The 21,206-nt window shown below is 73.1% G+C and carries 14 protein-coding genes; 6 read left to right on the top strand and 8 right to left on the bottom strand.

Annotated elements, in window-relative coordinates; translation table 11 throughout:
* The first annotated feature begins 96 nt into the window (after nucleotides 1-96).
* Both AC5L36_RS07030 and AC5L36_RS07025 read left to right on the top strand, forming a co-directional pair.
* Nucleotides 97-3,111 (top strand): AfsR/SARP family transcriptional regulator, encoded by a 3,015-nt coding sequence (locus tag AC5L36_RS07030; protein ID WP_441220789.1) that lies wholly within the window; start codon nucleotides 97-99, stop codon nucleotides 3,109-3,111.
* A 109-nt stretch (nucleotides 3,112-3,220) separates the two neighbouring features.
* On the top strand, nucleotides 3,221-3,781 hold the full coding sequence (locus AC5L36_RS07025) for a hypothetical protein (protein WP_441220787.1): 561 nt from the start codon (nucleotides 3,221-3,223) through the stop codon (nucleotides 3,779-3,781).
* Between the two features lie 3 nt (nucleotides 3,782-3,784).
* Here AC5L36_RS07025 and AC5L36_RS07020 read toward each other — a convergent pair whose 3' ends face one another.
* The 3 genes from AC5L36_RS07020 to AC5L36_RS07010 form a co-directional block, all read right to left on the bottom strand.
* A complete protein-coding gene (locus AC5L36_RS07020; RefSeq protein ID WP_441220786.1) occupies nucleotides 3,785-4,099 on the bottom strand; it encodes a hypothetical protein in 315 nt (104 codons plus the stop codon).
* Between the two features lie 322 nt (nucleotides 4,100-4,421).
* On the bottom strand, nucleotides 4,422-9,293 hold the full coding sequence (locus tag AC5L36_RS07015) for a family 43 glycosylhydrolase (RefSeq protein ID WP_441220784.1): 4,872 nt from the start codon (nucleotides 9,291-9,293) through the stop codon (nucleotides 4,422-4,424).
* A gap of 107 nt (nucleotides 9,294-9,400) precedes the next feature.
* Nucleotides 9,401-10,366, bottom strand: coding sequence for a GNAT family N-acetyltransferase (locus AC5L36_RS07010; protein ID WP_441220782.1), 966 nt, complete (start codon nucleotides 10,364-10,366; stop codon nucleotides 9,401-9,403).
* A gap of 92 nt (nucleotides 10,367-10,458) precedes the next feature.
* Between AC5L36_RS07010 and AC5L36_RS07005 the strand changes: the two genes are divergently transcribed.
* Both AC5L36_RS07005 and AC5L36_RS07000 read left to right on the top strand, forming a co-directional pair.
* Complete coding sequence (locus tag AC5L36_RS07005) at nucleotides 10,459-11,880, top strand: MFS transporter (RefSeq protein ID WP_441220780.1); 1,422 nt, start codon at nucleotides 10,459-10,461, stop codon at nucleotides 11,878-11,880.
* 420 nt (nucleotides 11,881-12,300) lie between these two features.
* Nucleotides 12,301-13,089 (top strand): PIG-L deacetylase family protein, encoded by a 789-nt coding sequence (locus AC5L36_RS07000; protein ID WP_441220778.1) that lies wholly within the window; start codon nucleotides 12,301-12,303, stop codon nucleotides 13,087-13,089.
* Nucleotides 13,090-13,099: 10 nt separating this feature from the next.
* On the opposite strand, the gene AC5L36_RS06995 is transcribed toward AC5L36_RS07000, so the two are convergent.
* The 4 genes from AC5L36_RS06995 to AC5L36_RS06980 are packed head-to-tail and all read right to left on the bottom strand — an operon-like array spanning nucleotide 13,100 to nucleotide 16,159.
* Entirely contained in the window at nucleotides 13,100-14,170 is a 1,071-nt protein-coding gene (locus AC5L36_RS06995) for an ABC transporter ATP-binding protein (protein WP_441220776.1), read from the bottom strand.
* The gene (locus tag AC5L36_RS06990; protein WP_441220774.1) at nucleotides 14,167-14,973 is read right to left on the bottom strand and encodes an ABC transporter permease; all 807 of its coding nucleotides are present in this window, start codon (nucleotides 14,971-14,973) and stop codon (nucleotides 14,167-14,169) included. Before AC5L36_RS06990 ends, AC5L36_RS06995 begins: the two co-directional genes overlap by 4 nt.
* Nucleotides 14,970-15,746: a molybdate ABC transporter substrate-binding protein gene (gene modA, locus AC5L36_RS06985; RefSeq protein ID WP_441220772.1), complete on the bottom strand. Its 777-nt coding sequence runs from the start codon at nucleotides 15,744-15,746 to the stop codon at nucleotides 14,970-14,972. Before modA ends, AC5L36_RS06990 begins: the two co-directional genes overlap by 4 nt.
* Nucleotides 15,743-16,159: a TOBE domain-containing protein gene (locus AC5L36_RS06980; protein WP_441220770.1), complete on the bottom strand. Its 417-nt coding sequence runs from the start codon at nucleotides 16,157-16,159 to the stop codon at nucleotides 15,743-15,745. Before AC5L36_RS06980 ends, modA begins: the two co-directional genes overlap by 4 nt.
* Nucleotides 16,160-16,304: 145 nt before the next feature.
* Between AC5L36_RS06980 and AC5L36_RS06975 the strand changes: the two genes are divergently transcribed.
* Together AC5L36_RS06975 and AC5L36_RS06970 are read left to right on the top strand one after the other, a co-directional pair.
* A complete protein-coding gene (locus AC5L36_RS06975; protein ID WP_441220768.1) occupies nucleotides 16,305-17,255 on the top strand; it encodes an ATP-binding cassette domain-containing protein in 951 nt (316 codons plus the stop codon).
* A complete protein-coding gene (locus AC5L36_RS06970) occupies nucleotides 17,252-18,037 on the top strand; it encodes an ABC transporter permease (RefSeq protein WP_441220766.1) in 786 nt (261 codons plus the stop codon). Before AC5L36_RS06975 ends, AC5L36_RS06970 begins: the two co-directional genes overlap by 4 nt.
* Here the strand turns inward: AC5L36_RS06970 and AC5L36_RS06965 are convergent.
* Nucleotides 18,028-21,123: an ATP-binding protein gene (locus AC5L36_RS06965; RefSeq protein WP_441220764.1), complete on the bottom strand. Its 3,096-nt coding sequence runs from the start codon at nucleotides 21,121-21,123 to the stop codon at nucleotides 18,028-18,030. The two genes, AC5L36_RS06970 and AC5L36_RS06965, sit on opposite strands and share 10 nt — an antisense overlap.
* Nucleotides 21,124-21,206 lie beyond the last annotated feature (83 nt).

Below are 21,206 nucleotides of genomic sequence, written 5' to 3'. Positions count from 1 at the left end.
CGGGGCGGCTGTTGATCGGGTTACCCATTCACCATCGCCCACTTGTACAGTGATGTCCGTCATTGGGACGGCAGGCACTGACCCGGAGGGCAGTGGGTGGAGTTCCGCATCCTGGGGCCGCTGCAAGTGATCGGCGAAGCGGGCCCGGTGGCGTTGGGCGGCCGCCGGCCGCGCACGCTGCTCGCGATGTTGCTGACCCATCCGGATCAGGTGGTCTCGCTCGACCACCTGATCGACGCCATCTGGGACGGGCGCCCGCCCGCCACCGCGCGGCGGCAGGTGCAAAACGACATCTCGGCGCTGCGCCGCCAGCTGGGGGAGGCCGGCGCCACGATCGTCGCCGACGGCCGTGGCTACCGGGCCCAGCCGCGGCCCGGTGAGCTCGACTCCCAGGTCTTCGAAGACGGGGTCGCGAGGGCGGCGGCGCTGGCCGCCGACGACCGGCTCGCCGAGGCGGTCGACGCGCTGCGGTCGGCGCTCCGGCTGTGGCGGGGGCCGGCGCTGCTGGGCCTGGCCGGTCAGGCCGTCGAGGCGGCGGCGGCGCGGCTGGACGAGCAACGGCTGACGGCGATCGAGCAGCGCTGCGAGCTGGAGCTGCGGCTCGGTCGCCACGACGAGGTGGTCGGCGACCTCACCGAGCTCGTGGCGGCCAACCCGCTCCGCGAGCGGCTTGTCGGGCAGCTCATGCTCGCGCTGCACCGCGGCGGCCGGCAGGCCGACGCCCTTCAGGTGTACCACCAGCTGCGGACCCTTCTCGCCGAAGAGCTGGGGCTCGACCCGGCACCCGCGCTCCAGCGGCAGTTCACCGCGATCCTCAACAACGACACCACGGTCGCGCCGGCACCGGCCGCGCCGACTCCCCGCCAGCTCCCCGCCGACGTGGCCGGGTTCACCGGTCGCCGCGAGCACCTCAAGCAGCTCGACGAGCTGCTGCCCGGAGGCGACCGCCGGGAGACCGCGATGGTGATCTCGACGATCACCGGCACGGCCGGCATCGGCAAGACCGCGCTGGCGGTCCACTGGGGACACCGGGTCGCCGAACGCTTCCCGGACGGGCAGCTCTACGTCGACCTGCGCGGCCACGCCGAAAGCGAGCCGGTGCGGCCGATCGACGCGCTGGCGCAGTTTCTGACCGGCCTCGGCGTGCCGGCCGGCGACATCCCGGCGGAGGAGAGCACCGCGGCCGCCCGCTACCGCTCGTTGCTGGCCGAACGCCGCGTGCTCGTGTTGCTCGACAACGCGGCCGAGCCCGCGCAGGTCCGCCCGCTGCTGCCGGCCAGCCCGGGGTGCCTGGTGCTGGTCACCAGCCGGCACCGGCTGTCCGGCCTGTCCGCCCGCGACGGCGCCCGGCGGCTGAGCCTCGACGTGCTCGGCGCCGACGAGGCGCAGCTGCTGGTGGAGCGGATCGTCGGCGGCGAACGGATGGCGGCCGAGCCCGGCGCCGCCACCGAGCTGGCCCGGATGTGCTCCTACCTGCCGCTCGCGCTGCGCCTCGCCGCGGCCACGCTGCTCGACCATCCAGAGTGGCGGGTCGAAGACCTCGTCGCCGAGCTGCGCCGCGACCCGCTGTCCACACTGGAGGCCGATGACGAGGAGTCCGGTGTGCGGGCCGCTTTCGAGCTGTCCTACCGGGCGCTGGCGCCGGACGCGGGGCGCCTCTTCCGGCTCGCCGGCCTGGCGCCGATGCCCGACCTCACCGCAGACGCCGCCGCCGCGCTCGCCGGCACCACGGCGGAGGCGGCCGGCCGCCTCCTGGAACGGCTCGCCGCCGCGCATCTGTCCACCGAGCACCGGGCCGGCCGCTACACCAGTCACGACCTGCTCCGCCAGTACGCGGCCGGCCGGTCGCGGGTCGAGGACACCGCCGAGGCGCGGCAGGCGGCGCTGCGGCGGCTCTTCGACTGGTACCTGGCGGGCGCCGACGCCGCGGCGAAGCTGCTCTACCCCGACCGCCTCCGCCTGCCCGTGCCGCCCGTCGACGTACCCGGCCCCGACTTCGCCTCGGACAAGGCGGCACTCGCCTGGCTGGACGCCGAGCGGGCCAACCTGGTCGCCGTGATCGTGTACACCGCCGAGCACGGGCCCCGGCCGACCGCCTGGCTGCTCGCCGACACGCTGCGCGGCTACTTCCTGCTGCGCCTGCACTCGGTCGACCTGGCCCGCGCGACACGGGCCGGGCTCCGCGCCACCGAGGCCGAGGACGACCTCCGCGCACGGGCCATCCTGCTGCTGACCCTCAGCAACCTCGAACACCGCGAGTACCGGTACCCGGAATCGATCGAGCTCTGCCTCAGGGCACTCACCCTCGCCGAACGCGCCGGCTGGGTGCAGGGCCAGGCCACCGCCCTCGGGGTACTCGCCACGGCGTACCGGGACTCCGGCAAGATCGAAGAGGCTCCCCAGGTCTACGAGCGGGTACTGGCCCTCTACCGGCGGGGCGGCTGGCTCAACGGCGAGGCCCTCACCCTCCACCACCTCGCCCGCACCTATTGGTACCTCGGCCGGCTCCCCGAGGCCATCGAGTCGGCCGCCCAGGCGGTAAACCTGCGCCGGCGGGCCGGATCGCGCGAGGGCGAGGCCGCGTCGCTGGACGCGCTCGGCCTGATCTGCCACGCCGCCGGCCGGCTCGACGAGGCGCTCGACCATCTCAGCCGGGCCCTCACGATCGCCCGGGAGATCGGCGACCGCGGCGTGGAGGCGACCACCCTGCGCGATCTGGCCGAGGTGCACCGCGATCGCGGCGCACCCCGGCGGGCGCTCGACCTGGCCCACGCCGCACTCACCCACGCCCGCGAGCTCGGCGACATCCGGATCGAGGTGGACGCGCTCAACACGCTGGCCTCCGTCCACCACCGCCTCCACCAGGACCGCGAGGCGATCGCGCTGCACCGGCGGGCACTGGAGCGGGCAGGCACGGACCAGGAACGCTACCCACATATCGAGGCGTTCATCGGCCTCGCCGCGGCAAGTCACGGCCTCGGCCGCAGCGAGCAGGCCGTCGAGTACGGCCGGCGCGCGCTCACCGCGGCCGATCGCATCGGGTTACGGATACTCCAGGAGCGCGCCCGGACCGTCCTGGCGGCGATGAACGATGTCATGCCGGATCGATGAAGCCACTCATCCACGATGGACGGATGAACCCCAAACCGAGTAGACGCCGGGCGCTCGCGCTGCTGGCCGCCACCGCGACGCCGACGCGGGCCTCACCACGGCCTGGTCGGTGGTCGCGCAGGCGATCTGCGGCCCGCACGTGGAGGGCATGCACCGCGAGCTCAAGCAGGTCGCCAAGAGCACCAACCGCAGCCAGAGCGCCCGCGTCGAGTGCGCGAGCGGCCAGGCCTACGGCGGCGGCTTCTTCCTCGACGGCGCGGCGGGCAACGCGTTCGTCAACAGCGTCGTCCTCGACACCGCCCACAAGGGAGTGACGGTGGCGGCCACCTTCGACCGGAGCGCCACCATCCCGGCGGCGGGCTGGGGCATCACGGCGTACGCCGTCTGCGGGCCGCCGGCACCGACCATGGCGATGCGCCAGACGCAGGGCTTCGAGCAGAGCTCCGCCTCGCCGAAGGACGAGGACGCCCAGTGCCTGACCGGCACCCGCGCGCACGGCGCCGGGATGGTGGCCGGCGCCAACACCGCCGCCGACCTCGGCGACATCGTGGTCGACCAGATGCGGCTCACCACCCCGGCGCTGCCGCTCACATCGCACGTGCAGGCGTACGAAAACAACGCCACATCCGGCACGTGGTGGGTGCGGGCACAGCTGATCTGCGCCAACTGATCCTCAGCGCACCTCGAACCAGCGGTCCGTGAGGACGGGACCGCCGCGGCACTCGGCCCTGGAGATCGCGCCGACGCCGACCCACCGACCGAGGTGCAGGGTGCTGATCGGATCCCGGCCGGGCGGGAAGATGGTGCACTCGACCACCACGCGCACTTCCCCCGTGCCGGACGTGCACTGCACCGCCGCCGTGTCCGCCGGCTGCCCGGTCAGAAACGAGCAGCCGGTGGGCACCGCGTGCGCCGCGCTGGCCGTGCCCAGGACCCCGGCCGCGACGACCGCGGAGCCCAACAGCAGGCGCGAAACCCGTGTTCTCATGTTGCCTCCAGGTGACTGGCCTTGCGTTGTCGGGGCCAGTTTCCAGGGCGCCGTTCATCAAGACCGCACGGATCCGTCCCTAGCGGAGCTTCCGGAGGGGAGCCGGGTCCGCCGTTCAATCCCACGTCGCCGCGGCGGCCTGAAGCTGACAGATCTTGCTGGGGTCGGTGGTGCGAGTGGACAGCGGGGCCACGACCTCGCCCGTCCGCGAGCGGTGCCCGCGGGAAACACTCCAAGAAGACGCTCCGCGGCGCTCCACGTTTCCCCGGGGAACCCCGCGCATGCCGTTCGCAACTGGCGCGGACGTGGGCAAATCTGGACTTCAGCGGGCGATGACGACGCCTCCCGTCAGGGGGCCGCGGGCCTCGTGGACGGTGCGGCCGGTGCGGGCGTCGGTGAGGGTCACGGTGACGCGGCCGGCCTCGGTGAGCGTCACCGTGTAGGCGTAGCCGCCGGCGCCGTCGATCGTGCCGGTGCCGCGGTACTCCGCGCGGGTGCGGGTGAGTGCGAGCCGGTCGTACGACGTGGCGGCGAACTCCTTGCCGCGGAAGGCTAGCCGGAGCGCGATCGGGGCCGGGCCCGCCGCCGTGCCGGCCGCCAGGCCGAACGCCTCGCCGCAGCCGCGCGGGTCGATCACGCCGGCGGCGGCGACGTGTGGCGTGCCGGAGTCGTAGACGGCGGTGTACCCGGCGGCGGTGGTGGCCGTGCCGCCGCGGCCGTCGGTGACCGTGACCGTCGGGCGGTAGACACCGGCCGTCTCGTAGACGCGGGACGCCGTGCACGTGCCGGTGGTGACGGTGCCGGCCGAGACGCGGCCGTCCTGCCAGTCCACTGTGCACGCGTGCCGGTCGGCACGGTTGCCGTCGGCGAAGCCCGCGGTCACCGTGACCTCCGCCCCGAGCGCGACCGGGCCGACCGGTCCGGCCGCCTGTGTGATGGTGGGTGCCAGGTTGACCACCGGGTCGATGCTCTCCAGTGTGGGCACCACCTTCTCGATGGCGCCGTCCGCGTCGAACTCGAGCCGGTCGATCGTGGTCTCCCGGTGCGTGCCGTCGCCGCCGGGGATCGCGAAGCGGTGGTAGACGATGTACCACTCGTCGGTGCCCGGCACCTGGATGATCGAGTGGTGGCCGGTGCCCTTGATGCCGAGCGCGAGGTCCTTCTGGAGGATGACGCCCTTGCGTTCGCTCCACGGGCCGAGTGGGGAGTCGCCGGTCGCGTACGCCACCTGGTAGTTCTCGTCGCGGGTGTCGTTTTCCGACCACATGAAGTAGTAGACGCCGTCACGCTCGACCACGAACGAGCCCTCGTTGTAGTTCGCGGGGTGGTACGTGCGGACCCGCGCCGGGTCGAACGACACCATGTCGTCGTCGAGCGGCACCTGGTAGGAGTTGCCGTTGCCCCAGTACAGATAGGACTGTCCATCCTGGCCGGTGAAGACCGCGGGGTCGATCATCTGGCCGCTGTAGGTGCCGGCCGGGACGAGCGGGCGTCCCAGCGCGTCGTGGAACGGGCCGGTGGGGGAGTCGGCGACCGCCACGCCCAGGTGCTTGCGGGTGTCGCCGGTGGCCATGCCGCCGCTGAAGTAGAGGTAGTACTTGCCGTTTCGCGCCGCTACCGCCGGTGCCCAGGCGCTGTTGTCCGCCCAGGTGACGTCCGGGCCGAGGTCGAGCACGACGCCGTGGTCCTCCCAGTGCACCAGGTCGGTCGAGGAGAACGCCTTGTACTGGGTGCCGCTCCACCCGGCGAAGCCGTCCGTGGTGGGGTAGATGTAGTAGCGGCCGTCGAGGTAGGCGATGTTCGGGTCGGCGTAGAGGCCCGGCAGCACCGGGCTGCGCATCACCGTGGCGGTCACTGTCCACGTGCGACTGCGGCCGTCGGAGCCGGTCACCGTGTACGTGACCGGCTTGTGGAAGTCGCGCACCTTCCCCGACTTGGGGCTGATCTTCGCACCCCGGGCCAGCACGAAGTGCGGCGCCAGCGCACGCAGATCGGTGCCGGGCTTGACGGGCAGCACCACCCGGCTCGCCGCGTCGTCGACGAGCGCGTCGACCTTCAGCTCCGGCAGCGTGACCGCGGCGATCCCGGTGGTGTTGCCGGCCAGCTCCAGCACCTCCGACGTCGGCAGCGCCCGGCGGTAGATCCGGAAGTCGTCGACCTCGCCGGCGAAGTACGGGTCGGCGCCGTACAGCGACCGTCCGATGTAGCCGGAGTACGGCTTGGCCGGGTCGTACAGGTCGGCGGGCTTCGCCGGCACGTCTGCCGCGCGCGCCACGGGCACGCCGTTCAGGTACAGGGTGGCGGCGCGGGCCGCCCCGTCGACCACTACGGCGACGTGCTGCCAGCTGCCGGACGGGAACGCCGACCCGCTCAGCTTCGACTCGGCCTGCCAGCTGCCGGTGGTGATGGCGGAGTAGAACGCCCGGCTGCCGTTGGACGGCGAGACGAACAGGTACTTGTCGCTGTCCGGCCCGAGCCCGAAGAGCCACTGGTTGACGGTCGTGGACGCGGGCCACTTGACGTACGCGGAGACCGTGACGCTGTCGGCGTCCTTCAGCACGCCGTTCGGAATGCTGACGTACGGCGAGCTGGCTCCACCTGACATGACGAACGATCCACCGTGGACACCGGCGCCCCACGCGGGCGGGCGGGCGTACGTGCCGTGGTAGCCGTGGCCGGAGGAGTCACGCGCGACGCGCCCGTCCGTCTCGTCGAACTTGTAGTGGACCACCAGGTCGTTCGGCGTCTCCGGCGCGCGCCGGGTCACCGTGACGGTGGCCGTGGCGCGCACCGTGTCGCTGCCGGCGACCGCGCCGCCGACGGTGAACGTGCGCGGCTTCGCGTACGCCGCCGGCGGCACCGCGTCCCAGGTCACCGCGGCCGGGCGGGACACGCCGTCGGCGTACCGGGCCACCACGGTCGCGGGCAGGACCGGCGCGGTGCCCACCTTGGTCCGCACGGCCACGTCTTCGACGCTTTCCACGAGCTGGTCCGCCGCGTAGGCGCGCAGGAGCCGGTCGTACTCGGCCTGGGTCACCGGCAGCACCGTGCCGTGCCGGGGCCGCGACGGCAGGCTGTAGCCCGTCGACATCGTCCAGACCCCGGACTCCAGGTCGGTCGACTCGAACGGGATGTAGCCCCGCCCGCCGAACTCGTCGACGAACAGGTACCACTTGTCTTCGGTGTTGGACTTGAAGATGGTCGGGCCCTCGCCCTGGCTGATCGAGCCCTTGCCGATGCAGTCGGCCACGAAGCTCCAGCTCAGGTCGAGCAGCGTCGTCGACTTCTCCTCCAGGACGAACTTGCTGCACGGGGTGCTGGAGGTGTTGTTTCGCTCGTCCTTGGTAAACCTGTAGTACGTGCCGCCGTGTTTGACCACAGTGGAGTCGATGACCGAGTATCCCGGGTCGACCCACACCTTCGGCTCGCTGAAGGTGTGGAAGTCGCGCGTCGTCGCGTACATCATCTTGTTGTAGGTGTCGCCGGTGTGGCCCGGGTCGTTCGCCGCGTAGATCTTCGACGCCCAGAAGACCACGTACGCGCCGAGGCTCTCGTCGTAGTATGCCTCCGGCGCCCACGTGTTGCCGGCGGTGTCGGGGGAGACCTTCACGAGCCGCTGGTCGGTCCAGTGCACGAGGTCCGTCGACTCCCACACCATGATGGACTTGCTGCCGGTCCGCTGCGCCGCGTCCCAGTCGCCGTTACCGAAGATCCGCAGGTCGGTGGCGATCTGGTAGAACTTGTCGCCCTCCGGCGAGCGGATGATGAACGGGTCGCGCAGCCCCTTCTCGCCGAGGGTGGAGGTGAGCACCGGCTCGCCGCCGTTGAGCTCACGCCAGCGCAGCGGGTCGTTGCCGTGGCTCAGTCCGAAGTAGACCTGCTCGCCGTTGGCCGTGCCCTCACCGGTGAAGTAGCTGAACATGTACCCCTTGAGGTCCTGCCGGGGTGGCAGTGGCGGCACCACGGCGGTGAACGTGCGCGCGGTCTCGGCCCCGTTGAGCGTCACCGTCGCGACGAGGCGCACCGAGGCGGCCGGCGCGCCGGCGGCCGGACGGTGCACCTCGCCGGTCGGCGAGACGACGTCGGGCCGGTCCGACGACCACGTGACGGCGGTGCCGTAGTCGCCGCCCGCCGGGAGCGTGAGGTTTCCGCGTACGTCGTCGAGGTTGTGCACGGTGAGCGCCGCGGCGGCGCGGGCGACCTTCGTGGCGTCGTCGAAGTCGGCGAGCACGGTCACCTCGAACGTCTTGGTGTCGCTGACCCCGCCCCGGGTCAGCGTGGCGGTGAGCGTGACCCGCGCGTCCTGGCCGCCCGCCGGCGGCCGGCTGACGGCACCGGTCTCCGACACCACTGAGGTGTCGCTGCTGGCCCAGGTGATGCGCGACCCGTAGCGGCCGGTGGCCGGCAGCGCGAGGTCGCCGGTGACGCCGCTGGTGTCGCCCAGGCTCAGGGCCGCGGTGTCGTCGGCGACCGCGCGGGTGTTGGCCGGGGTGGCGAGCTGGTCGACCTCGGTGGCGCTGATGGCCCGCTCGTACACCCGGAAGTCACGGACCTTTCCGCGGAAGTAGCGGTCGCCGGAGTAGAGCGAGCGACCGATGTAGTTTGCCGTGGTGAGGCCGGCGCCGATCGAGCCGGGCGTGATGGTGACGCTGGAGTTGCGGCTGACCTCCACGCCGTCTTCGTACAGCACGCCGGTGGTGCCGGTCTGCGTGTAGGCGAGGTGTTTCCATGCGCCGCGGAAGAGGTTGCGGCCGGCGGCGGGCCGGGTGTTCTGCTCGGTCGACCAGTTTCCGGAGGCGATCGCGGTGCGCAGCTGGTCGCCGGTGGCGAAGAGGTAGCCGTTGCCGTTGGCGCCGCTGGAGTTTCCGAAGCCGTAGATGAAGTACGGCGTGGCCTGAGCCGGGTCGACGAAGACGTCCATCGCGACGGTGATCGAGTCGAGCCCGCCCACGACGTTGTCGGGCAGCCGCACGTAGGTGTCGGTGCCGTTGAAGCCGAGCCCGTCGCCCCAGGCCGCGGTGCCGTTGACCGTGCCGTGCCGGCCGTGCCCGGACGAGTCGGTTGCGGCACTGCCGGAGGTGGCGTCCAGCTTGTACCAGAGCGCGAGACCGTCCGTGACGTCGGCGGCCCGAGCGGCGGGCGGCGCCGTGACGAGGGCAGCCGCCGCCACGACGGTGGCAACGAGAACGCGCATGTCGACCGTCCTGCTGTTAGCGTGAACATCGATTTCCGGTTTGGGCAGTGTCAACCACGCCGCCCGCCCCCGTCAAGGGCCCGGCGCCGCGCTGTCCGAGGCCGGGCTCAGGCCGCGGTCACCGTCCGCTCGAACATGTCGGCCTCGTACACCGCTGTCAGGCCCACCGCGTGGTAGAGGCGGGCCGCCTCGGTGGGGTTTTCCAGGTCGACGCCGAGCCCGACGTTCGCCCGGCCCTTGGCCGCGTAGAGCGCGAACGCCCGGCGCAGCAACGCCTCTCCGATGCCACGGCGGCGGTGCTCGCGCGCCACGGCCAGCATCTTGACCCAGCCCTCATCGTCCTCAAGGGACTGGTTGGAGGACTGGAGGATGCCGGCGGGCGTGCCGTCGGCGGTGGCCACGAGCCATTCGTCCCAGGCCACCGAGGGCTGGCCGTCGACCCATTCGCGCCACTGCTCGTACGTGCGGGGCCGGTAGTCCGGCGTGTCCCGGAACGCGGTGTCGAGGATCCGGTGGAACAGCCGCATGTCGCCGTCGTCGCCCGGGTCGACCGGCCGGATCGACACCCCGTCGGGCGTGGGCGGCGGCGTGGCCGGCACGTCCGCGAGGGAGCGCTGCATCCGCGCGTACCGCTTGACGAACTCGAACCCGGCGTCGCGCAGCGTCGCGATGTACCCCTTTTCCGTAGGGATCGCGCCGGCCCGCACGGTCATCGCGGCGTGGCCGAACTCGCGGGCCCGCTCCGCCACCCGGGCGAGCGTGAGCGCGAGTAGCGGCGCCTGCGCCGCCTGCCCGGTCTCCGGATGCGTGTACACCTCGACGAACTCGTGGTCGCCCCCGTTGTCGTTTTCCAGGTAGGCCCAGCCGCCGAGCGCGCCGTCGGGCGCGTACGCGAGCAAGGAGTCGCGCGAGGGGGAGATGTAGGCGCTGCCCACCAGGGCTTCCCGCACGTCGTCGGCGCTGAAGTCGGGCTCGCCCATGGCGGCCAGGTCGCTCGCGTGCACCAGAGCCAGGATCTCGGCGACGTCGTCGAGCGTCGGCCGGCGGATGGTCCATCCAGCGGGTAGCGTCATGTATCCGGATTCAACCCGGTCGAGCGGTGTGACGCGCGGCATTTAACGCGCGGCTAGACCTGAAGCGAGGTTGAGGTCCTACGTTCAGAGCCGTGACCCGATCGACGATGGAACAGCCCGGTAGCTGGCGGGAGCTGCTCGGCCCGCGCTTCGCGCCGGTCGCGACCGTGCTGGCCGGTGGCGTGCTGCTCGAGGCGAGCAACGTCTACCTGACGACGAGCCTGCTACCCACGATCGTCGACGACATCGGCGGCGCCGACTACTACGCCTGGACGATGACCACGTTCCTGGTCGCCTCGGTGATCACGTCGATGTTGGTGAGCCGCACGCTGACGACCCGCGGCGCCGTCTCCGCGTACACGCTGGCTTTCCTGCTCTTCGCGGCCGGATCGGCGGTCAGCGCGCTGAGCCCGTCGATGGCCGTGCTGCTGGTCGGGCGCGCGATCCAGGGCCTCGGCGGCGGGCTCCTGGCCGGCCTGGGCTACGCGCTGACCCAGCGCGCGCTCCCGGAACGGCTGTGGGCCCGCGGTGCCGCGCTCGTGTCCGCGATGTGGGGCGTCGGCAACGTCGCCGGCCCGGCCGTCGGCGGACTGTTCGGTCAGTTCGGTGCGTGGCGGCCGGCGTTTGTCGTACTCGTGGTGGTCGCCCTCGCACTGACGCTGCTGGTCCGCCGCGTGATCCCGGACACCGGCCGCAACCGCACCGACGCGCGGGTCCCCGTTCCCTCGCTGGCACTGCTCACCGCCGCCGTCGCCGCGGTCAGCCTCGCGAGCGTGCTGCCGCAAGGACTCGCGACGGCGGCCGCGCTCGCCGCCGGTGCCGGCCTGGTGGCGTGGTTCCTGCGGCACGAACGCACGGCGCGCACGCGCGTGCTGCCCGCGGTGACGTTCGCGCCCGGCTCGCGCCTGGTGTGGGTGTACGTGACGGTCGGCGTGCTCGCGTTTGGCATCGGCACCGAGGCGTTCATCCCGCTGTTCGGCCAGGAGCTGGGCGGCATGGGCCCACTGGCCGCCGGCTTCCTCGGCGCCGCGCTGTCGCTGGGCTGGTCGCTCAACCAGATCTGGTCCGCGAACGCGACCCGCCCGACCACCGTGCGCGCCCTCGTCGTCGCCGGCCCGCTGCTGCTGGCCGCCGGCCTGGTCGGATACGCCGCCCTCCAACGCGAACTGCCCGGCGGCTGGGTGATAGCGGCATGGGTCGCGACGCTCTTCGCCGCCGGCGCCGGGATCGGCATCGCCTTCCCACACCTGACGGTGGCGGCGATGGCGAGCGCGGACGGCGAGGAGGAGGGCGCCAAGGCCGCGGCCGGCATCAACACCGTCCTCATCATCGCGAACGCCTTCAGCGCCGCCCTCGCCGGCGTGCTGGTCAACCTCGGCGCGCCAGACCTGCTGACCTCCGCCCACTACCTGCTGTTCGGCTTCGCGGCGGTGGTCGCGCTAGGTGTCCTGCCCGCCCGCGCCGTGCACCGCCCCGCCCGGGCCGAGGCGATGGCTCACCCCCAACACCGGTAAAACAAAGGGATCCGCGCTACCACGACGCCTGCGTGGTCCAGACCATTGCCACTCACCGTAGGTCGACCGTGGTCTGGTCCGCTCCCGCGGCTCGCCCTCGGGTTTGGCCGCGGTCGCCCGTTGCTCGGCGGATGCGCGGCCCGCGGTGCAGCGGTGTTTGTCCCACAATGCCCGCTGCCGAATACGCGGCGAGATCGCAAACAGGGGCATCCGAGGCCGGCCCACCGGCCGCCGCCGGGCGCACGAACGGGGCAGCTCGACAGCAACTGGTAACCGCGACCAACAGCGGACGGGTGAGGCCGCGGGAGCAACGGACAGCGACCACGACGAACGTCGCGGTAGCTCAAATCTCTCGAGGGCGTCAATGTGTGGAAACGTGTCGCGGCCTAAATCCGACGTTTTGGGTGGGATGATGCGGCGGTGCCGCGAACGCTTGTCGCTGTTTTCGCCCATCCCGACGACGACGCCTATGGGATCGCCGGCACGGTCGCGCTGCACGCCGACGACCCGGACTTCAGGTTTGTGCTGGTGCTCGCGACCGACGGCGGCGCCGGTGACATCCGGGAAGGGTTCGCGGCGACCCGGGAGACGCTCGGCGCCATCCGGAGGGGCGAGGACGAGGCGGCGTGGCGGGCGCTCGGCCGGGTGCCCGACCGGCACGAGTGGCTGGGCTATGAGGACGGGGCGGTGAGCGGCGTGCCGCCCGAGGAGCTGGCCGACCGCGTCGCCGCCATCCTGGCCGAGGAGCGGCCCGACGTGGTGGCCACGTTCGGACCGGACGGCATCTTCGGGCATCCCGACCACATCGCGATCGGGGCCGCGACCGACACCGCCTTTGACCGGCTCGCGGCGCGGGCCGACCGCGGCTTCCGGCGGCTGTGTCACGGCGCGCTGCCCGAATCCGTCTTCCGGCGGTGGAACGCACAGCGGGCGTCGATGGGGCTGTTCGTCTTCGACCCGACGCGGACCTACCACATGCGCGGCGTGCCGGACGAGGAGATCGGCATCACCGTCGACTGCCGGCCGGTGGCCGACCGGGTCGTCGCCGGCCTCGGCGAGCACCGCAGCCAGCACCACGTCATGTCGGACGACCCGGCGGACCTCGAGCGCTGGAAGCGGCTCGTCAGCCGCGAGTGGTGGGTCGTCGCCCGGCCCGAGCGGCCGGCCGGGGCGCCGATGCTCACCGACATGTTCGAGGCGCTGGACTGACGGCCCTCCGTCAACCGGCCGCGGGATACGCGCGCGTCTCGGCGGCTTTGACCGCGACCCACACCGGCTGGCCCGGGACGAGCCGCAGGTGGGCGGCGGCGGCCGGCGTGATGTCGGCGGCCACGCCGATCGGGCCGTCGAGCTGGATGCGCAGGTTGTCGCCGTGGCGCTGGATGCCGGCGATGGTGGCCGGCCAGACGTTGCGCGGGCTGCCGTCGGGCCGCTCGGGGTGCAGGGCGACCGCGGCGGGTGCGAACGCGACGAAGGCGTCTCCGTCGAGCCGGTCGGCGGTGGCGAGCGCGAAGTCGTCGCCGACGTGGACGGTGTGCCCGTCGGCGGTGCCGCGGTAGAGGTTGAGGCCGACGAGACGGGCGACGTAGTCGGTGCGGGGCTGGGCGGTGATGGTGGCGGCGTCGCCTTCCTGCACCACCCGGCCATGCTCGACGATGACGAGCCGGTCGGCCAGGACCAGCGCGTCGAGCGGGTCGTGGGTGACCAGGAGGGTGGCGCCGGGGTGTTCGGCCAGGTGGCGGTGCAGCTCGGCGCGGGTGTCGAGGCGGGTGCGGGCGTCGAGGGCGGCGAGCGGCTCGTCGAGCAGCAGCAGCGCGGGGTCGACGGCGAGGGCGCGGGCCAGCGCGACCCGCTGCGCCTGGCCGCCGGAGAGGTGGCGGGGCTTGCGGGAGGTGTGGTCGGCCAGGCCGACGCGGTCGAGCCAGCGGGCGGCCCGCGCGCGGGCGTCGTGGCGGCCGACACCCTGCCGGCGCGGGCCGAACGCGACATTGTCCAATGCGGACAGATGCGGGAAGAGCAGGTAGTCCTGGAAGACGACGCCGATCGGCCGGCGCTCGGTCGGTGTCCACACGCGACGGTCCGGGCGGTCGAGGTCGAGCCCTTCGAGGGTGATGTAGCCGGCGGTGAGGGGCTGGAGGCCGGCGAGCGCGCGCAGTGCGGTGGTCTTGCCGGCGCCGTTGGGGCCGAGCAGCGCGACCACCTCGCCCTCGTCGATGGCGAGGCGGATGTCGAGCCGGAACCCACCCCGGTCGACGACGAGGTGCGCGTCCAGCAGGGGGCCGGTGGTCATGGGCTCGTGATCCACTTGTCGCGCAGGCTGGCCAGGATGGTGACGGACACCGCGAGCAGGATGAGGCTGAGCACGATCGCCGCCTGGAGGTCGGTCTCCAGCGCGAGGTAGACGGCGAGGGGCATGGTCTGCGTGCGGCCGGGGAAGTTGCCGGCGAAGGTGATGGTCGCGCCGAACTCCCCGAGCGCGCGGGCCCAGCACAGCACCGCCCCGGCGGCGACACCGGGTGCGACCAGCGGCAGGGTGACGTGGGTGAAGGTGGTCCAGCGGCCGGCGCCGAGCGTCGCGGCCGCCTCCTCGTAGCGGGTGTCGGCGCCGCGCAGAGCGCCCTCGACGGCGATGACGAGAAACGGCATCGCCACGAACGCCTCGGCGAGCACGACGCCGGTGGTGGTGAACGGCAGCGTGACGCCGAACGTGGAGTCGAGCCAGCCGCCGACGATGCCGCGGCGGCCGAAGACCAGCAGCAGCGCGACACCGCCGACCACCGGTGGCAGTACGAGGGGGACGGTGACGAGCGCGCGGACCACCCGGCGGCCGGGAAACTCGACTCGGGCGAGCAGCCACGCGAGCGGCACACCGAGCACCAGGCAGAGCAACATGGCCAGCGTGGCCGTCTGGAGCGACAGGCGCAGCGCGGTGAGCACGCCCGGCTCGGTGAGCCGCTCGGGCAGCGTGGTCCACGGTGCCCTGATCAGCAGCCCGGCCAGCGGCAGCACCAGGAAGAGCAGACCCAGGCCGGCCGGCACGACGAGCGGCAGCGGCGCCCGCCCGGCGACCCGGCGAGGCGTGGCGACGGTCATCGCGGCGCCTGGAACCCCGCCGCGGTCAGCACCGCCATGCCCTCGTCCGACCGCACGTAGGCGACGAACGCCTGCGCGGCCGCCTTGTTGGGCGCGTCTTCGAGCACCACCATCGGGTAGTCGTTGACGGCGCCGGCCGACTCGGGAAACTCGATACCGTCCACATCGGACGCCGCTGCCTTGGCGTCGGTGCGGTAGACCAGCGCCGCGTCGACCTCGCCGAGCTTCACTTTGGACAGTGCCTGCTTGACGTCCTGCTCCAGCGTCACCGGGGTGAGCTGGACGCCGGCCGCGTCCAGCGCCTTCTTCGCGGCGGCGCCGCACGGCACCTGCTCCGCGCAGAGCGCGACCTTTACCCCGGACCGGGTCAGGTCGGCCAGGCCGGTCACGCCCTTCGGGTTGCCCTCGGGCACGGCGATGACGAGCTGGTTTCGCACGAACGTGACCGGGGTGCCGTCGCCGTTGCCGGCGTCGGTGACCGTCTTCATGGTGGCGGGGGAGGCGGCCGCGAAGACGTCGGCGGGTGCGCCCTCGTTGATCTGGGTGGCCAGCTGCGAGCTGCCGGCGTAGCTGAACGTCACCTTCGTCCCCGGATAGGCCGCCTCGAAGTCTTCGCCGATCCGGTCGAACGACTCGGTCAGGGACGCCGCCGCGAAGACGGTGACGCCGCCCGTGACACCGGGAGCGGCCGCCGGCGCCGCCGGTGCGTCACCGTCGCCGCAGCCGGCCAGGCCCAGCAGCGCCACGGCGGTCAGCGCGGACAGGATCCTCACGAGCTGGTCCTCCCTCTGGGTGCGACGGCGGGGGCGGAGCGCTCCACCACGACCGTCGTCGACTTGATCACCGCGACGGCCACCGACCCGACCCGCAGGTCGAGGTCGTCGACCGCCTCCCGGCTCATCAGCGACACCAACCGGAACGGCCCGGCCTGGATGTCGACCTGCGCCATCACCGTGTCCTTGACCACGGCGGTGACGATGCCGCGCAGCCGGTTGCGCGCCGACGACTCCTCGGGCCGCTCGTCCGCGCCGGAACGCACGAACGCGGCCAGGTCGACGCCCTCGATCACCCGGTGGCCGTGCTCGTCGCGGCCCGCGGCGACCCGGCCCGCGTCGACCCAGCGGCGCACCGTGTCCGCGCTGACCCCGAGCAGCTCGGCGGCCTCACCGATCCGAAACACCGTCACAGCGGTAGCCTAGCCACACGCACTTGCGATGTGAAACCGCACTCTTGTCTTGCATCCGCCTGTCATTGGCGGTCAGCCCCGCCGCATATGCGCGACGTAGCCGTCGCGTTGCCGTGGTGAAACCGGGCCCGGGGACCGTTCGGGCATGACAGCAAACCTGAACCGGCCCGCGATCGCGGTGCGCGGGCTGCGCAAGTCGTACGGCGAGAAGGTGGTGCTCGACGGCATCGACCTGTCCGTCGCCGCGGGCACGACCTTCTCGCTGCTCGGCCCGAACGGTGCCGGCAAGACCACGATCGTGCACATCCTGTCCACGCTCATCGGCGCCGACGCGGGCGAGTTCGAGGTCGCCGGCCACGACGTGCGCCGCGAGCCCGACGCGGTACGCGCCGCGATCGGCATGACCGGCCAGTTCTCCGCGGTCGACAAGCTGCTGACCGGCGAGGAGAACCTGCGGCTGATGGCGGACCTGCACCACCTGGGCCGGCGGGAGGGCCGCCGGCGGGCGGCGGAGCTGCTGGAGCGGCTCGACCTGGTGGAGGCGGGCGGCAAGCTGGCCGCCACGTACTCCGGCGGCATGCGGCGGCGGCTGGACCTGGCGATGACGCTGGTGGGCGCGCCGCGGGTGATCTTCCTGGACGAGCCGACCACGGGACTGGACCCGCGCAGCCGCCGCGAGCTGTGGCAGATCATCCGGGAGCTCGTGGCCGACGGGGTGACGATCTTCCTGACCACGCAGTACCTGGAGGAGGCCGACCAGCTCGCCGACCGGATCGCCGTGCTGGACCAGGGCCGGGTGGTGGCCGAGGGTACGCCGGACGAGCTGAAGCGCCGCATCCCCGGCGGGCACATCAACCTGCGCTTCGCCGACCGCACCGAGCTCGACCTGGCCGCCCGCACGCTCGGGGCGGTGAGCCGCGACGACGAGGCGCTCCTGCTCCAGGTGCCGCACGACGGGGCGGTCCACTCGCTGCGGGCACTGCTGGCCCGGCTCGACGACGCCTCCATCGAGGTGGCGGAGCTGACCGTGCACACCCCCGACCTCGACGACGTGTTCCTGTCCCTGACGGAGAAGAAGATGGAGGCCGTTCGATGAGCACGATGTCCTATGCGCTGGCGGACTCGGCCACCATGGTGCGCCGCCAGCTCACGCACATGCGGCGCTATCCGGCGCTGACCCTCCAGCTGCTGGCCGTGCCGGTGCTGATCCTGCTGCTGTTCGTGTACGTCTTCGGCGGCACGCTCGGCAACGGTCTGGGCACCGGTTCGGGCGGTCGCGGCGCGTACGTCGACTACGTGACCCCGGGCATCGTCATGATGGCGGTCGCCGCCGTGTCCATGGGCACCGCGATATCCGTGGCGATGGACATGACCGAGGGCATCGTGGCCCGGTTCAAGACGATGGCCATCGCCCGCGTCTCGGTGCTGACCGGCCACGTCGCCGGCGCGATGGTGCAGACCTTCGTGGCCGTCGTGGCGGTCGTCGGCGTCGCGCTCGCGATCGGGTTCCGGCCGAACGCGACCGTGGTGGAGTGGCTCGCCGCGGTCGGCGTCCTCGCGATGTTCGCCTTCGCCCTCACCTGGCTCACGGTGGCCCTGGGCCTCGCGGCGAAGACCGTGGAGAGCGCCAGCAACACCCCGCAGCCGCTGGTGTTCCTGCCGTTCCTGGGCAGCGGCTTCGTGCCCACCGACTCGATGCCGGTGGGGCTGCGCTGGTTCGCCGAGTACCAGCCGTTCACGCCGAACATCGAGACGGTCCGCGGGCTGCTGCTCGGCACCGGGATCGGGGCGAGCGCCGCCGTCGCGGTCGGCTGGTCGGTCGGGATCGCGCTGCTCAGCTACCTGTGGGCGAAGAGGCTGTACAACCGTCAGGCCTGAGGTCGCTCCCGCAGCGCGGCCGTGGCGGCCGCGGGCAGCTCGTCGGGGGGCACGGCGGCGTAGGTGGAGACAGCTTCCGCGTACGCCGCCTTGTCGGCCTGCTCGGCGGTCCGGCGTGCCTCCTCGGGCGACATGGCAGGCCGGAAGCCACGCAGGTAGTGGAACCGCTCGGCCAGCGCGGTCAGGCGTATCCCGGAGGCGGTCGCGCCCCGATCCAGGTCCACTGTGGCCAGTGCGAGCAGCAGCGCGCCGCCGAGCGGAAAGCCGGTCAGGGACGACCGTTTCGCGGCGAGCGCCGCCAGCAGCGTGGACAGCCGCGCCGGCAGCGCGGCGACGAGCGGTGCGACGAGATCGACCTTGCCGTGCCGGACGTGGGCGATGACGGCCGCCGCCTCCACCTCCAGCGCCCAGCTCTCGATGCCGGGCAGGTGGTCACGCTCCACCGCCTCGCGCACCATCCCGGCGATCCGCCGCCACACCCGCAGGCCCGCCTCGCTCTGGCCGCGGACCAGCATGATCTCGGCGCGCACGACGAGGTTGAACGAGCGCAGCTCCACCGCGTCTTCGGGCTGATCCGGCTCGACCAGGGCCAGCTGCCGCTCGGCCAGGTCGATGGCGCCGCGCTGGAGGTTGGCCAGCACGATGCCGAGCCGGATGCCCAGCGTCTCGTGCTGGATGCCCACGTCGTCCAGGATCCGCATCGCGGCCTCGAGGTGGGGCAGGGCCAGCGCGCCCCGCCCGGCCTGCATGTGCAGGTCGGCGACCCGGGCGTGGGCGACGAGCCGCGCCCACGGCACCGGCTGCACGCGGAGGACCGCGAGCGCGCGCTCGGCCGTGGACAGCGCGCGGTCGGGATCGCCTTCGTACTCCCACATGTAGGCGGCGACGGCGTTGGCGATGCCGGCCAGCAGCGGCTCGTCGCTGCCGCACATCTCCTTGAGCCGCGGGTCCGCCGCCACCAGGTCCGGCACCGCCGCCAGCACGAGCGCCGCGGCCCGGACCAGGGTGTCCGGCGGTGCGGGCGGGAGCCGGCGCAGCGTCACCAGCGAACGGACCGCCCGCGGCCCCTCGGCGCTGAACGTGAACCCGGTGCACAGCGTCGCCGCCGTCCGGGTCGCCTCCACGAGCTCCGGGCCGGGCCGGTAGTGCGACAGCACCCAGGCTGACTCGCTGGTCAGCGCCAGCATCCGGGCGTAGTCCGACTCGATCAGCCACAGGGCGCCGAGGACCGCGGTCGTCGCCGCCACCGTGGCGCCGTCGGCCCGCGCGACCGCCTGGTGCAGCGCCAGCTGGAGGTTGTCCCGCTCGGCCCGGACCTGCTCCACAGTAGACGCCGGGTCGGGCCCGAACGCCGCGTCGTGCCGCGCCAACCCGAAATCCCGCGCCCAGTCGAGGAAACCGGCGGCGACACCGTCGTCCTCGCCGGCCGCGGCCCGCTGCGCCGCGCTGAACTCCCGTACCGTCTCCAGCATCGTGAACCGCGCGCCGTAACCGGTGTCGAACACCTTGAGCAGCGACTGGTCGACGAGGTCTTCGAGCGTGTCCAGCACGTCGCCGCCGAGCAGGTGCCGGCCGGCGTCGGCGGTGAACCCGCCGGGGAAGACCGACAGCGCGCGCATCGCCGCCTGCCCGGCCGGGTCGAGCAGCGCCCAGCTCCACGCGACGACGGCGTGCAGCGTCCGGTGCCGGGACGGCGCGTCCCGCGGGCCGCCGCGCAGCAGGCCGAACCGGTCGTCGAGGTGGGCGGCGATGTCGGCCACCGTCATCACCCGGACCCGGGCCGCCGCCAGCTCCACCGCCAGCGGCAGCCCGTCCAGGTGGCGGCACAGCTCGGCCACCGTGTCGGCGGGCAGGTCGACGCCGGGGCGGGCCGCCTTGGCCCGCTGCGTGAACAGCTCCACCATCGCCGGCAGGCTCAGCTCCGGCAGCGCGTACACCGACTCCGACGACAGGCCCAGCGGCGTGCGGCTGGTGGTCAGCACGTGCAGCTGGGGCAGCGCCGACACCAGTTCGCGCACAAGCTCGGCGACGCCACGGATCACGTGCTCGCAGTTGTCGAGGACCAGCAGGGCGGGTCCGGTGCCCAGCGCGGACGCCAGCTCGGGCTCCGCGGCGCCCAGCACGGAGGCCACCTGCCGGGCGACGTCGTCGTCGGTGGTGACGCCGGCCAGCGGCACGACGTGGACCACCCGCTGCTCGGCGTCCCGGCCGACCGCGTTCGCGAGGCGGGTCTTGCCCAGACCGCCGGGCCCGACGATCGACGTCACCCGCGACCGCCGCACCATCGCGGCCACCGCGGCCAGGTCTTCGTCGCGCCCCAACAGCTGGTTGGGCTCGGCCGCCACACCCCGCCGGACGGCCGGCGCGTCGCCCCGCAACAGCCGCTGATGCGCCTCCCGCAGCGCCGCCCCCGGGTCGGTGCCCAGCTCGTCGCGCAACGACCGGCGGTAGGCCTCGTACCGGGCCAGCGCCGCCGGCGGCCCGGCGGTGGCCGCCTCGCAGCGCAGCAGCTCCAGCAGCACCTCCTCGTCACGCGGCAGCTCGGCGGCCAGCCCGGCGAGCGCGTCGACCGCCTCGGCGTGCCGCCCCAGCCGGGCCAGCGCCAGCGCCCGTGCGCGCACCAGCGACCGGTACGCCGCCATCCGCTCGACCCGCAGCGCGCCCACCGGGTCGTCGAGCCCGGCGCCGTCCGCGAGGGCGCCGTCCCACAGCGCCAGGCCCGCCTCCGCGTGCGCGAGCGCGGCCGCGTGGTCGCCGGCCCGCAGCTGGCGGGCGCCCGCCGCCGCGCGCACCAGCAGCGCGCCGCTGTCCACCTGGTCTTCGGCGAGGGCCAGCCGGTATCCCGTGGGAGTGCTGGCGATCAGCCCCGCACCGAGCTGCGAGCGCGCCCGCGACACGAGGACCTGGAGCGCCTTGACCGGGTTGGCGGGCGGCTCCTCGGGCCAGAGCCCGTCGACGAGCCGGCTCGTGCTGCACCCGGTGCGCAGGTCGCCGGCGAGCAGCGCGAGCAGCCCCCGCATCCGCTGCCCGGTGACCTCCTGCCCCCGGTAGGAGACGCCGCGCAGCAGAACCAGGTCGACACTCACGCCACCAGGTTAGTTACAAAGCGGATTCGCCCGCCCCGCACCCGCCCCGCCCCAAGAGGGCTGCCCTCTTGGGGCGCTGGGGG

The organism is Phytohabitans sp. LZ39, from assembly GCF_059359075.1.
Note: the sequence above shows the minus strand (reverse complement) of the source record. Positions and strands in the feature narration are given on the sequence as shown.

Coding starts and splice junctions, on each gene's coding strand:
- AC5L36_RS07010 (WP_441220782.1), bottom strand. CDS start 10,366: ATGACGCTACCCGCTGGATGGACCATCCGCCGGCCGACGCTCGACGAC.
- AC5L36_RS07015 (WP_441220784.1), bottom strand. CDS start 9,293: ATGCGCGTTCTCGTTGCCACCGTCGTGGCGGCGGCTGCCCTCGTCACG.
- AC5L36_RS07020 (WP_441220786.1), bottom strand. CDS start 4,099: ATGAGAACACGGGTTTCGCGCCTGCTGTTGGGCTCCGCGGTCGTCGCG.
- AC5L36_RS06970 (WP_441220766.1), top strand. CDS start 17,252: ATGAGCACGATGTCCTATGCGCTGGCGGACTCGGCCACCATGGTGCGC.
- AC5L36_RS06975 (WP_441220768.1), top strand. CDS start 16,305: ATGACAGCAAACCTGAACCGGCCCGCGATCGCGGTGCGCGGGCTGCGC.
- AC5L36_RS06990 (WP_441220774.1), bottom strand. CDS start 14,973: ATGACCGTCGCCACGCCTCGCCGGGTCGCCGGGCGGGCGCCGCTGCCG.
- AC5L36_RS06995 (WP_441220776.1), bottom strand. CDS start 14,170: ATGACCACCGGCCCCCTGCTGGACGCGCACCTCGTCGTCGACCGGGGT.